Origin of the sequence: Pseudomonas neuropathica, assembly GCF_015461835.1 — a bacterium.
GTDB classification, from domain to species: Bacteria; Pseudomonadota; Gammaproteobacteria; order Pseudomonadales; family Pseudomonadaceae; genus Aquipseudomonas; species Aquipseudomonas neuropathica.
Genome location: NZ_JACOPX010000007.1, coordinates 349812 through 364402, shown reverse-complemented (window position 1 = coordinate 364402; position 14591 = coordinate 349812). Strand labels below are relative to the sequence as shown.

The following is a 14591-nucleotide window of genomic DNA, read 5'->3' as shown; positions in this document are numbered from 1 at the left end:
CGCTGCCGAAGAAGCTGTGGGATCGACTCGGACTGGTCTCGATACTGGATACGATAAACCGGCTTAACCGCATAACTTGAACCGCCGTATACGGAACCGTATGTACGGTGGTGTGAGAGGACGGCGGATGTGAATCCGCCTCCTACTCGATCCTGTTGGTCTTGGCGGCCTTCGGGCCGACCATGCTCTTTGGGTTTTGGGGGCATATCCGTTGCTGCGGGTGGTGCCGCTGGCGGTTTCGCTCTTACAGCGAGTTACCTTTTCCAAACGCCGAAAAGGTAACCCAAAAGGCTTTGCCCCGGCGTACGGCACTTCGCTGAGGCTCAGTGTTCCCTCGCTACGGTGTCCATCCGGGGGCATCGCCTACGGTTGGCTTCGCTGCACCTCCTCTCGATGTGTTCGACTTCGTCGAACGGCGCTGCGCGCCTACCCCCCGGATGAACACCTCCGCTCGGCCTGCCGAAGGGGCAAAAAATCAAAAGCCAAAGCCAAAGCCAGAGCCAGAGCCAGAGCCAGAGCCAGAGCCAGAGCCAGAGCCAGAACAAGATCAAAAGCCAGATCAAAAGCCAGATCAAAAGCCCCTCACCCTAGCCCTCTCCCGGAGGGAGAGGGGATTGATCGAGGTGATCGGGCGAGCTACGCCGACATGCGATACCGCGCTGAACTCAGGCTCTAAAAAGCAAACAAATCAGCCCCTCACCCCCCAAGAAAGAGGGGACTGACTGAGATGTTCGGGAAAGCTTCGCCGACATGCGATACCGCGTCGAACTCAGATTTTGAAAAGCCCAAAAATCGGCTCCCTCTCCCTCGGGAGAGGGCTGGGCGGGCGGCGTTCCGATGAGGGGTGAATCCAACACCAATCCAAAGCCGAACACGCTGTTGCTCCTCACCACTCAATAGGCCGAGTGTCAGCTCGCCTGCTCTTGATCTTGATCTGTAAGGCGACGTCGGAAGGCTGAGTGGAGGGATTGATCCGGGCGTGGGAGCGCAGCGACCGTTTGGCGAAGCCAAACACAGCGAGAGGAGGTGCAGCGAAGCAAACCGTAGGCGCTGCGCCCGGATCGATCCCGCAGCGAAGGAACCCCGAGCCCCAGCGAGCGGGCCGCACGTAGGAGCAAGCCTTTTTGGTTACTTTTTCGGCGTCTGGACAAAGTGACCCGCCGTAAGGGCGGAACCCTAAGCCGCCGTTACCGCAGCAACGGATATGCCCCCAAAACCAACCAAGAAAATGATCACCCCAACACCCCCGCCAACGCCCGGCTCAGGCGTTCATGCACCCGCAATACATCAGGCATCACCGAAGCCATCCGCAGCAAATCATGCGTCAGCCCCGGACAATGCTCAACCTCAACACTCACCCCCTGCCCCCGCAACTTATCAGCGTAAGCCTGCCCCTCATCAAGCAACGGATCAAAACCCGCCAACAACACAATCGCCGGCGCCACCCCCTGCAGATCCTCCGCCAACAACGGCGAAAAGCGCCAATCCAGATAATCTTGCGGACTGCGGGCGTAATGCTGATAAAACCAGTCAAGCGTATCGCTCTCCAACAAATATCCCTCGCTGAACAACAACCGCGAATCGTGCACGCGCGATGCATCGGTCACCGGATAGCACAACAACTGTGCCTTGGGTGCGATGGCCACAGTGTGCGGTTGCACCACCGCCTGCAGCGCCAGCACCGTGGCCAACGTCGCGCCGGCACTATCGCCACCAAACGCCACACGCGTGGTATCAAGGCCAAGGCTCACAGCGTTTTCCGCCAACCATGACAAAGCGTCTTCGCCATCCTCCAGCGCCGTTGGAAAACGATGCTCCGGGGCCAGTCGATAGCCGACCGACAACACCGCACACGGCGTGCGCTGACAAAACTCGCGGCACACACCGTCGTGAGAATCGAGGCTGCCGACAACAAAACCGCCACCATGGAAATACACCAGCACCGGCATCGGTGAGACCGCAGCGTTGGGGCGATACAGGCGCAGTGCCAGCGGCGCACCATCGCGTGCCAACGTGTCGATTTTGCTGACCAACACGTCTTCAGGCGCCGCCCAGCGCAGTTGCGCCGTGGTCTGCTCGAAAGTCGCGCGGGCTTCGCTCGGGGTCATTTGGTGCATGGCCGGCAGGCCGGCGTCCTGGCTGTCTTGGGCCAGATCGAGGAAGGCTTCCAGATCAGGGTGTAACGACATCGCTAAAATCCTTGTATCGGCAAAAAAAGGGGCGCGCCGCGGCAGCGCCCCCGAAGATGACTGAACGCGTGGCGATCAGCCCGCGCGTGCCATGCAATGCTCGACCAACGCTTCCAGCTCACGCTGGTAATCGCTCATCAAGGCATCCATGGTGCCGGCGCGATAACGCTGGCTGCTGTAGATGCAACGCAAGGCCAACTGACCGTCATAGACCTGGCCGACAATTTCCAGCCAATTGCCCAGATTGGCTTTCAGGCTGTAGTTGTCACCGGTTTCTTCCAGCGCCGGCACCAGCAAGGCCTGCTCGTCGAAGCTCTGGTCGAATTGCCCCAGGTAGTTGAACGTGACTCGCGCCTGCGGCAGCCCGGCCAGTTGCCTCGACACCTCAGCGCCTGCCAGATGCCGCAGCACGCCATAGCCGATGCCTTTCTGCGGCACCGCTGCCAACTGTGCCTGCACATTGATGATTGACTGGCCGATGTCGTCGCTGTCAGGGCGCAAACGCACCGGGAACATGCTGGTAAACCAGCCCAGGCTGCGGCTCAGGTCGATGGCCTCGAACAGGTCTTCACGACCATGGCCTTCGAGCAGGATCAACGCCGACGGTTGTTGACTCCAGCGGCACAAGGCACGGCTGAGCGCCGACAACAGCAGGTCGTTGATCTGCGTGCCATACACCGCTGGGGCCTGTTTGAGCAGTTGTTCCGTGTGCTCGCGGGACAATTTGAGCCGCGCCTGTGCCTGCTGACGCACGAGGTTTTTGCCGCGCAGGTTGTCGCACGGCAAGTCGACGCCTGGCTGATCCAGTTGCTCCAGCCAATAGCCCAGTTCCTGCTCGGCAATCACCGGAGCCTGCGCCTGCAAGGCTTCGGCGAACGATCGGTAACTGCTGGTGCGAATCGGCAGTTTCGGCTGCAGCCCCTGCACGCAGGCCTCGTAGGCCACTTTCAAATCGTCGAGCAGAATTCGCCACGACACGGTGTCGACCACCAAGTGGTGAATCACCACCAGCAGGCGCGCCTGGCCATCCGGCAAGGCGACATGCATCACCCGCCAGACGGGCCCGTCGTCGAGTTTCAAGCTGCGCTGGGCAAGGTTGGCCAAGGCTTCAACCTGCTCGCTGTTGTCCGCCTCGCGGCGCCAGAGCAGCGTCTCGCCCTGTTCACTGAGGTCGCAGTAACGCTGCATCCAACGCTCGCCTTCGTGGGAGAAACGCAGGCGCAGCGAGTCGTGATGTTGCTCGATCCAGCCCAGTGCCTGCTCCAGCGCATCGAGGTCCAGCGGCTGACGCGCGCTCAACAGCAATGACTGGTTGTAGTGATGCGCCTCGGCCATGCCTTCGGCAAAAAACCACTCCTGAATCGGCAAGAGATTGAACAAGCCCTCGGCGGCCACGTGCGTGACGTCCGTCTGCGGTTGTGCCGTGCCTTCCTTCGCCGCTTCCTGCTCGACGATGCCGGCGATGGTCTGATAACGCATCAGGTCGCGCAGCTTGAGGTCCATCTGCAACGTCGGGTGGTTTCTGACGCGGGAGATCACCTGCAAACTCAGAATCGAATCGCCGCCCAGTTCGAAGAAGTTGTCGCTGATGCCCACTTGTTCGACCTGCAGCACCTGCGCCCAGATGTCCGCGAGCAGGCTTTCCTGCTCGTTGCGCGGGGCGACGTATTCTTCGGTTTTGAATTCCGGTTCCGGCAGCGCCTTGCGATCCAGCTTGCCGTTTGGCGTTACCGGGAAAGCACTGAGGCAAACGATCTGTGCCGGCACCATGTATTCCGGCAACGAGGCGCGCAGGCCCGCCTTGAGTTCATCGCCGATGTCCTCGCCGCTTGCGGTGACCACATAACCAATCAGTTGCTTGCCGGAGGCATTGTCGCGGGCGATCACCAGTGCATCGGTCACCGAAGGCAACTGGCGCAGACTGGCCTCGACTTCACCCAGTTCGATGCGGAAGCCGCGGACCTTGACCTGATGGTCGATACGGCCGACGTAATCGACCACACCGTCGGCGCGCAAACGCACCAGATCGCCGCTGCGATACAGGCGCTCGCCCGCCGCGAACGGGTTGGGCACGAAGCGCTCGCAGGTCAGGTCCGGACGGCCGTGATAACCCCGGGCGACGCCATAGCCGCCGATGTACAGCTCCCCGGCAAAGCCTGGCGGCAGCGGGTTCAGGTCTTCGTCCAGCACGTACAGCGAGCGCGCGCCCACGGCACGGCCGATCGGCGCGTACGCCGCTTCGCAATGCTGGCTGACCGGGACTTTCCAGAGCATCGGCGTGACCACGGTTTCGGTCGGGCCGTAGCCGTTGGTGAAGAACTGCGGACGCAGCGCAGCCTTGACCTGCTCGAAGGTCTGATCCGGCACCGCGTCACCGCCGAAGCAATAGATGCGCACGGGTGGCGGCGCGATTCCGCTGGCCGCCGCGTACTCGGCCAGTTGCTTGAGATAGGCCGGCGGGAAGCAGGCGATGGTGATGCCGTAATCGTGCAGCGCCTGATAGGTCTGCTCCGGCGTCCACAGGCAACCGTCGCGAATCACCAGACGACCGCCGCTGTACAAGGTGCTCAACCAGCGCTCATGGGCCCCGTCGAAGGCGAACGACATAAAGTGCAGCTCGCAACTGCTGGCGTCCATTTCGTACAGCTCGGCGATGGCCTGACAATGCATGCTCAGCGGGCCTTGGGTCACCGCGACGCCTTTCGGTCGGCCGGTGGAACCCGAGGTGTAGACCAGATACGCCAGGCCCTGCTCCTGCACGCGACGTTCGGGGGCGTGGTCGGCGTAGCGGCTTTCGTCGAGGTGATCGATTTCCAGACGCAGCAGGCCTTGCGGCGCCGGCAGTGTGCTGCGCAGGCTGCTCTGGGTCAGCAACAACGCCATGCCGGAATCTTCGATCATGTACGCCAGACGCTCCGGCGGATAGTCGATGTCCAGCGGCACGTACGCCGCACCGCTCTTGAGCACGGCGAGGAAACTCACAACCATTTCCAGCGAGCGCGGCAAGGCCACGCCGATCACCACTTCCGGCCCGGCACCGTGTTCGATCAGGCAGTGCGCCAGTCGGTTGGCGCGTTGCTCGAGTTCGGCGTAGGTCAGGTTCATTCCGGCGCATTGCAGGGCGATGGCCTGCGGCTGCTGTTGCGCGTGACGGCTGATCAGTTCCGGCAACAGCGCGGCTTGATGAGTGTGCGTCGGCTCGGCACTCCAGGCTTGCGCCGCTTGCCATTGCTCGCCGCTCAGGCGCTGCAAATTACCGAGGCGCTCGTATGGCGCCGCCAGCATCGCGGCGAGGGTGTTTTCCATGGTCTGGCGAATGCCTGCAACCGCCTCGGCGCTGAAGTGGCTGCGCAGGTACAAGTATTCGATCGACAACTCGTCGCCGAGCATCACCGCGAGGTCCATCGGCACGTTGGTCACGCCATGGCCAATGGATTTGCCGAAGGTCAGATCGGTGTCGTTGTCTTCCTGCAAGCGATCGTCGATCGGGAAGTTTTCGAACACCACGATGCTGTCGAACAACGCCTGCCCACCGAGGCTGGACCAGCGCTGTACATCCGCCAGCGGCGCCTGGGAATAATCGCGAATGTCGAGGTTGTAGGCCTGCACTTCGCCCAGCCAGTCAGCCAGACGCTGATCGGCTTGCGGGGTCTGAATGATCGGCAAGGTGTTGATAAACAGACCGAGCATGTTGCCGACATTCGCCAGGCTTTCCGGACGCCCCGACACCGTGGCGCCAAAGGTCACCGTCTGCTGCCCGGTGTAGCGTTGCAACAGCAGCAACCATGCGCCCTGAATCAGCGTGTTGGGGGTGATCCGCAGGTCGCGACAGAACTGCAACAGCCGCGCGGTCTGCGCTTTATCCCAGTTCGAATAGATTGCATCGTGACCGGCGATATCGGCGCTGTGGCGCGGGTGCATCGCCTGGCTCAGTGCCGTCGGCTCGTTGACCGCCGCCAGTCGCGCCTTCCAGAACAGCTCCTGGGCGTCCTGATCCTGCGCCTGCAACCAGGCGATAAAGTCGCGGTAACGACCGTTCTCGCCGATGATTTCGCCCTTGGCGTAATACTGCAGCACCTCACCGAACAGCCGCGAACTGCTCCAGCCGTCCATGAGGATGTGGTGGCTGGTCCAGATCATCTGGTACTGATCGTCGCTCAGGCGCAGCAGGGTCACTCGCAACAAACGCGCATCGGCCAGATTGAAACCGAGCGCACGGTCAGCGCTGGCGAACTCGGCAATCAGTTCCTCGCTCGTCTCCCGATCACGCCAATCGAGTACCTGCATTTGCAACGGCGCATGGCGATGCACCACCTGCAACGGTTTGGCCAGGCCGTCCTGCCAATGGAAACTGGTGCGCAGAATCGCCTGACGGGCGATGACGAATTCCCACGCCTGGCGGAAGCGCTCCACATCCAGGCCCTTGATCGGCAGGCTTACCTGTTGCACGTAAAGACTGCTGCCGTTATCCGACAGCGTGTGAAAGAGCATGCCTTCCTGCATCGGCGACAGCGGGTAGACATCCTCGATCTGGTCGGCCGGGACCGGCAACGCATCGAGCTGCGCCTGATCGAGTCGGGCCAGCGAATAATCCACCGGCGCCTCGTCGGTCGACGACTCGAGCGCAACCACAGCGGCGAGTTTCTGCACGGTCTGCTGCTGGAACAGGTCTTTGGGGGTGAAGCGAATTCCCTGCTGACGCGCACGGCTGACCAGTTGAATCGAGATGATCGAGTCGCCGCCCAGCGCAAAGTAGTTATCGGTCACGCCGACCCGCTCGATCTTCAGGATGTCCTGCCAGACCTCCGCCAGTTGCTGCTCCAACGGCGTCGATGGCGCCAAGTATTCGCGCTGCGACTGGCTGACGTCCGCTGCCGGCAAGGCCTTGCGGTCGAGTTTGCCGTTGGGGGTCAGCGGCAACTGTTCGAGGAACAGCCACTGCGTCGGCACCATGTAGTCCGGCAGATGCGCCTTGAGCGCGGCCTGCAACGTTTCACTCAAATCGTCCAATTGTTCGAGGCTGAGGCTGCTGTCACTTGGCACCACATACGCCACCAGTTGCTGGCCGCTGTGGCCATCCACCGCCAGCACCACGCCCTCGCGCACACTGTCCTGAGCGAGCAGACGCGCTTCGATTTCACCCAGTTCGATGCGGAAACCGCGCACCTTGACCTGATGATCGATACGCCCGACGTATTCGATCCGACCGTCATCGCTGAAGCGGGTCAGGTCGCCGGTGCGGTACATGCGTTCGCCGCTGCTCGAGAAGGGATTGGGCACGAACCGTTCGGCGGTCAGGCCCGGGCGGAACAGGTAGCCACGGGTGATGCCGTCGCCGGCCAGATACAGCTCAGCCGCCACGCCCAGCGGCGCTTGCTGCAATTGGCCGTCGAGCATATACGCCGTGGTGTTGACCAGCGGCCGGCCGATGTTCGCCTGCCCACCGAGTTCGCGGCGGGTGCAGGTCGAATAGGTGGTGTCTTCCGACGGCCCGTACAGGTCGTAGACGCGCGCCACCGCCGTCTCGCGGTAGAGCGTGTCGACCAGGCTCTGCTTCAGTGGCTCGCCGGCGAGGTTGATAATGCGCACGCCTGGCGGAATCTGCCCGGTGCGTTGCAGCGCGGCAATCGCCGACGGCACGGTGTTGATCAGGCGCACCTGATCGCGCTCCGGCAAGTCCGGCAGTTCCAGGGCATTGCGCGCCATGACGATCGAGCCGCCGCGTGCGAGGGTGACGAAGATCTCCCACACCGACAGGTCGAAGCACACCGACGTCGACGCCAGCACCCCTTGCAGATCGTCTTCGCTGTAGACCTCGGCGGACCAGTGAATCAGCGCCTGCACGTTGCGATGGGCAATGGCCACGCCTTTCGGCTTGCCGGTAGAGCCGGAGGTGTAGATCACGTAAGCCAGATTGGCCGAATCCCCGCGCGCAGGAAGATTGTCCGCAGGCTGCTCGGCAAATGCTGCACCACCGGCCTCGACCAGCACCACCTGCGCATCGGTCTGCGGCAGTTGCGCCAGCAGCGACTGCTGCGTCAGCAATACTTTCGCTTGACTGTCGTCGAGCATGTAGGCCACGCGATCCGCCGGGTAATCCGGGTCCAGCGGCACATAGGTGCCACCGGCCTTGAGCACCGCCATCAGGGCGATAACCAGCTCCGCCGAACGCGGCATCGCCACGCCTACACGGATTTCCGCACCGACACCCAGTGCCACAAGATGATGAGCCAACTGGTTGGCGCGTTGATTGAGTTCGGCATAGCTCAGGGTGACGCCGGCATGACTCAGCGCCAGTGCCTGTGGATGTGCTGCGACGCGACGTTCAAAACTTTGCGGGATCAACCGCTCAGCCGGATACGCGGCCTGATGGTCGTTCCATTGCGCCAGGGTCTGGCGTTCGGCGAGTGGCAACAGGCCGATTTCACCGAGCAGACGCTGTGGTGCCTCGATGAATTGCCGCAGCACTTCTTCCAGATGCCCCGCCAGACCTAGCACGCTGCGTTCGGCAAAGTGTTCGGTTAGGTAGTTGAAGTCCAGGTTCAGGACGTCGCTGGCCCCGGCGATCAGGGTCAGGCCGTAATTGGTTTGCTCACGGTGCTCCAGGCCAGCGAAACGCAGACCGCCCGGATTGGCTTCCAGCGCTTCGGACACCGGATAGTTTTCAAACACCAGCAAGGTGTCGAACAACGCTTCGCCGCTCAGCTGGGCCAGACGCTGGATGTCCTGCAACGGCGTCTGCTCGTAGTCGCGCAGCAACAGGTTTTTGTCCTGCACGCTGCGCACCCAGTCGCCGACACTGAGCGTGGCTTGCGGGCTGGCGATCACCGGCAAGGTGTTGATGAACAGGCCCAATTGCTGCTCGATGCCCGGCAGATCCACCGGACGCCCGGACACGGTCGCACCAAAGGCCACCGTGGCCTGACCGGTGTAGCGCTGCAACACCAGCAACCACGCGGCTTGCACCAGACTGTTGAGGGTCACTTGCTGCTGACGGGAGAAACCGTTCAGACGCTGAGTGAAGGCTTGGTTGAAATGCAGGCGATGCATCTGTTTGCCCGGCCCCGGCACGGTACGCCCGTGACAGGCCGAAGCCAGTCGGGTCGGTTCGTCCAGTGCGGCCAGTTGTCCGCGCCAGAATGCCTCTGCGCCCGCCTTGTCCTGACCTTGCAGCCAGACGAGGAAGTCGCGATAACGGCCCTGCGCGCTTGGCACCGGCTGACCGGCGTAATCCTGCAACACCTCGCCGAACATCCGCGAGTTGCTCCAGCCATCCATGAGGATGTGGTGGCAGGTAAAAATCAAGCGATGGCGATCATCGGCCGTGCGCAGCAGGCACAGGCGCAGCAGCGGTGGATTCTGCAGATCGAAACCGCGTTCGCGATCAGCCTGCGCCCGCGCTTCGAGCACGGCCGGCAGATCCACCACACCGCGCACATCGACTTCGGGCATTTCCAGGGTCAACTGGCGATTGATCACTTGCAGCGGCGCATCGAGGCCATCGCGGCCCCAGATAAAACCGGCGCGCAGCACTTCATGGCGATCCACCACGCGCTGCCAGGCCTGCTGGAAACGCGCCACGTCGAGGCCGTCGATATCCAGCAGCATCTGATAGACATAGGCGCTGGCATCGGCGTCGTACAGGCTGTGAAACAGGATGCCTTGCTGCATCGGCGCCAGCGGATAGATGTCCTCGATGCGCTGGGCAGCAATCGGCAAGCTATCCAGATGCGCCTGGGACAACCCGGCCAACGGCACATCCGATGGTGTCAAACCACCGCTCGGATGGCTCAGGCAATGGTCGATCAACTCGCCCAGCGCCACTTCGTAGGCGCGGGCCAACGCGTTGATGGTCGCCTCTTCGAAGACATCACCGCTGTAGGTCCAGGTCAGGCTCAACTGCCCCTGATAAACCCGGCCATCGATGGTCAGCCAGTTGGCCATCGGCGCGTTTTCGTCCTGACCGGCGCCCTTGTCTTCAGTGGCCGGCACCCACAGGGCGTGTTCATCGAAGTTGTTGTCGAACTGGCCGAGGTAGTTGAACGTCACCTTCGGTTGCGCCAGTTCGTTCAAGACCCCTTGCGACTCGGCGCTGCCCAGATGACGCAGCAAGCCATAACCGATGCCTTTGTTCGGGATCGCGCGCAGTTGCTCCTTGATGCCTTTGATCGAGGTTTCCAGACTGGCGTCCGGGGTCAGGCGCACCGGGAACATGCTGGTGAACCAACCTACCGTGCGGCTGAGGTCGACGTCATCGAACAGGTCTTCGCGGCCATGGCCTTCAAGCTGCACCAGTGCACTGTCGGTGTTCGTCCATTGGCACAACACGCGGGCCAGCGCGGTCAGCAGCAAGTCGTTGACCTGGGTGCGATAAACCGCCGGTGCCTGTTGCAGCAGCTGACGGGTACGCTCGGCGTCGAGACGCGTATCGACGCTGCGCTCGAAACGGTTGCTCAACTGGCCCTGCGGGTTGTCCAGCGGCAGCTCGACCGACATCTCGCGCAGTTGCCCACGCCAGTAATCCAGTTCACTTTCCAGTTCAGCGCTACGGGCATGCGCCTGCAGACGCTCGCCCCAATCCTTGAACGCGCTGGTCTTGGCCGGCAGACGCACGGCCTGACCGCTGCTCAGTTGTTGATAAGCGCTTTGCAAGTCTTCGAGCAGAATGCGCCACGACACGCCATCGACCACCAGGTGGTGGATCACCAGCAACAGCCGCTGACTCGCGTCCGGCAAGTCGACCAATGCCGCGCGAATCAGCGGACCATCGAGCAGATCGAGGCTGCGTTGCAAGTCCAGGCACAGCGCTGGCAATGCTGCGCTGTCGTCCAGCGTGACCGTGCGCAGCAAACCTTGCGCCTGATCCGCCGGCGCGTGGCTCTGCTGCCAGCCAGCGTTGGTTTGGCGGTAACGCAGGCGCAAGGCGTCGTGGTGGTGCTGCAACTGCACCAGCGCCTGCTCCAGCGGCGCCGCGTGCAGCGCGGTGGCCGGGGTCAGCAGGATCGACTGGTTCCAGTGATGCCGCGCCGGAATGTCGCTGTTGAAAAAGTAATGCTGGATCGGTGTCAGCAGCGCGTCGCCGAGTACTTCGCCCTGCTGCATCTGCACCGCGTCACTCTGTTGCGCGACGGTCGCCAGACGCTGCACGGTCTGGTGCTGAAAGATGTCTTTGGGGCTGAAGCGAATGCCGGCCTGACGCGCGCGGCTGACCACTTGAATCGAAATGATCGAGTCGCCGCCCAGCTCGAAGAAGTTGTCGTTGAGGCCGACACGCTCGACCTTCAACACGTCCTGCCAGATCTCGGCCAGACGCTGTTCCAGTTCGTTGCGCGGCGCGGCATAGACTTCCTGTACCTGCGCAACTTCCGGATGCGGCAGTTGCTTGCGATCGAGTTTGCCGTTGGCCGTCAGCGGCAGACGCTCAAGGAACGCCCAACTGACCGGAACCATGTAGTCCGGCAGGGTCTCGCGCAAATGTGCCTTGATTGAATCGCGCAGTGCGCCCTGCCCTTCAGCGTCCAGCACCTCGTTCGCGACAATCCACGTCGCCAGTTGCTGGCCGCTGATGCCGTCGACCGCCAGCACCACGGCTTCGCGCACCTCGGCATGCTTGAGCAGTTGCGCTTCGATTTCGCCCAGTTCGATACGGAAACCGCGAATCTTCACCTGATGGTCGATACGGCCGATGTACTCGATCACCCCATCGCCGCGCAGCCGCGCCAGGTCGCCGGTGCGATACAAGCGCTCGCCGGCCTGCGGATTGAACGGGTCGGGAACGAAACGCGTGGCGGTCATGCCGGCCTGATTCAGGTAACCCCGGGCCAGACCGGCACCGGCGATGTACAACTCACCGATGCAGCCTTGCGGCACCAGGTTCAGCGAGCTGTCGAGCAAGTACCACGACAGGTCGACAATCGGCTCGCCGATCGGGCTGCTGTGGCTTTGTTCAAGATCGGCCATCGACAACGGCCGGTAGGTCACGTGCACCGTGGTTTCAGTGATGCCGTACATGTTGATCAGCGTCGGTGCACGGTCGCCGAAGCGTTCGAACCACGGGCGCAGGCTCTGCACTTCCAGCGCCTCGCCGCCGAACACCACGTAGCGCAGAGCGTTGTTGCGCGACGACTCGCTGGCGACCTGCATCAAGGGCTTGAACGCCGACGGCGTCTGGTTCAGCACAGTGACGTTTTCATCGCACAGCAGCGTGTAGAAATCTTCCGGAGAACGGCTGATGTCATGCGGCACCACCACCAGTTTGCCGCCATACAGCAGCGCGCCGAAAATCTCCCAGACCGAGAAGTCGAAGGCGTAGGAGTGGAACAGCGTCCAGCTGTCCTGCGGGCCGAAATCGAACCAGTGCTCGGTGGCACTGAACAGCCGCATGACGTTGCCGTGCGGCAGCAATGCGCCTTTCGGTTTGCCGGTGGAGCCAGAGGTGTAAATGACGTACGCCAGGCTGTCCGGCGTGGTCAGGCACAGCGGATTGGTTTCGTTGCCGGGCTCTAGGGCCTGATTCAGATCGAGGCACGCCAGTCCCGGTGGTACCGGCAGTTGCGCGAGCAGATGACCCTGGGTCAACAGCAGTTCGATGCCACTGTCCGCGATCATGTAGCTCAAGCGATCATCCGGATAGCCCGGATCCAGCGGCACATAAGCGCCACCGGCCTTGAGCACGGCAAGGATGGCGACAATCATGTCCAGCGAACGCTCGACCGCTACGCCAACGCGCACGTCCGGGCCGACGCCACGGGCGATCAACGCATGCGCCCACTGATTGGCGCGGCGATTGAGTCCGGCGTACGTCAGGCGTTGCCCGTCGTACGTCACGGCGATCGCGTCGGGATAACGCTCGGCCTGCGCTTCAATGGCTTGGTGAATGCACTGTCCGAGCGGTTGTTCGATGCGCTCAGGGTTCCACTGCGCCAGCAATTGTTGCTGCTGGCCGGCATCGAGCATCGGCAACTGACCGATGCGCTGGGTCGGCGCGGCGACGATGGCCTGCAACAGCGCATTCCAGTGTTGTGCCAGACGCTCAATGGTCGCGGCGTCGAACAGATCGGTGGCGTACTTGAGCACGGCTTCGATGCCATGGGCTTGTTCGGTGGTGTTGAGGGTCAGGTCGAACTGCGCGGTCTGGCTCTGCCATTCCAGTGGCTCGATGCTCAGGCCATTCAAACGGGTTTCGACGCTCGCGCGGCGCTCGGCCTGATGGTTGAACATCACCTGGAACAGCGGGCTGTGACTGAGGCTGCGGCCCGGTTCCAGTGCTTCGACCAGTTGCTCGAACGGCAAGTCCTGATGGGCCTGCGCTTCTTGCGCGGTCTGTTTGACCTGACGCAGCAGATCGACAAAGGACATCTGCCCATCGATGTCGGCCTTGAGCACCTGAGTGTTGACGAAGAAGCCGATCAGCCGCTCGATCTCTACCCGGCCACGGTTGGCATTCGGCACGCCAACGCGTATGTCGGCCTGACCGCTGTAGCGGTGCAACAAGGCCTGGAACGAGGCCAGCAAGACCACGAACAGGGTGACGTTTTCTTGCCGGGCGAAGGCTTTGAGCGCGTTGCTCAGCGCCGGATCGAGAATCAGGTTGTGGCTGGCGCCGGCGAAGCTTTGCTCGATGGTGCGCGGGCGATCCATCGGCAGCTCCAGCACCGGTTGTTCGCCACCGAGTTTCTCTTGCCAGTAGGCCAGTTGCCGCTCCTGCTCACCGGCCTCCATCCACTGCCGCTGCCACAAGGCGTAGTCGGCATACTGAATCGGTAAGGCCGGCAGACCGGCGTCGTGACCGAGGTTGAAACCGGCGTAGAGCTGCACCAGTTCCTCGATCATCACTTGCAGCGACCAGCCATCGGAGACGATGTGGTGCAGGGTCAGCACCAGCACATGGTCATTGGGGCTGACTTGCAGCAGCGCTGCGCGCAAAAGCGGGCCGTGCTGCAGGTCGAAAGTTTTCTGGCTCTGGGTCTGCACGAACGTCTGGATCGAGGCATCCGCGTCGTTGGCCAGCTCAGCGCTCAGTTGATGAATCTCCAGTGCAAAGGGCCCTGCGGGCAGGACCACTTGCAAAGGTTGCGCGGTTTCCTGGGAGAACACCGTGCGCAAGGTTTCGTGTCGTTCGATCAGCGCCTGAACGCTGCGCTCCAGCGCGCTGACATCCAGCGGGCCCTGTAAACGCAGGGCCGTCGGAATGTTGTAGGCCGCACTGTGCGGCGCCCACTGCCAGAGAAACCACTGGCGCTGCTGAGCGTAGGACAGCAGCAACGGCTCTTCGGCCGTGCGCTTGAAAACCGGGGCAATGTCAAAGAGGTTGACGCCTTTCTGCTTGAGCAGAACCGCCAGAGCCTTTCTTTGCTTAGCCGAAAGTTGTCCTACCGACTCGATTAACTCTTGCACGCGTTT

Annotated in this window: 2 protein-coding genes and 1 pseudogene; 1 reads left to right on the top strand and 2 read right to left on the bottom strand. The window is 62.3% G+C overall.

What is annotated here, in order from left to right:
* A pseudogene (locus H8F23_RS28880) lies at positions 1-80 on the top strand (group II intron maturase-specific domain-containing protein); the annotation flags it as partial.
* A gap of 1152 nt (positions 81-1232) precedes the next feature.
* Here H8F23_RS28880 and H8F23_RS12725 read toward each other — a convergent pair.
* Both H8F23_RS12725 and H8F23_RS12720 read right to left on the bottom strand, forming a co-directional pair.
* Complete coding sequence (locus H8F23_RS12725) at positions 1233-2189, bottom strand: alpha/beta hydrolase (RefSeq protein WP_194934589.1); 957 nt, start codon at positions 2187-2189, stop codon at positions 1233-1235.
* A gap of 75 nt (positions 2190-2264) precedes the next feature.
* Positions 2265-14585 carry a non-ribosomal peptide synthase/polyketide synthase gene (locus H8F23_RS12720; RefSeq protein ID WP_194934588.1) on the bottom strand — a complete coding sequence of 4107 codons (12321 nt, stop codon included), beginning with the start codon at positions 14583-14585 and terminating at the stop codon, positions 2265-2267.
* Positions 14586-14591: the final 6 nt, after the last annotated feature.

Bases quoted from the DNA above. Each gene is read 5' to 3' on its own strand.
- H8F23_RS12725 (WP_194934589.1), bottom strand. From the start codon at position 2,189: ATGTCGTTACACCCTGATCTGGAAGCCTTCCTCGATCTGGCCCAAGAC.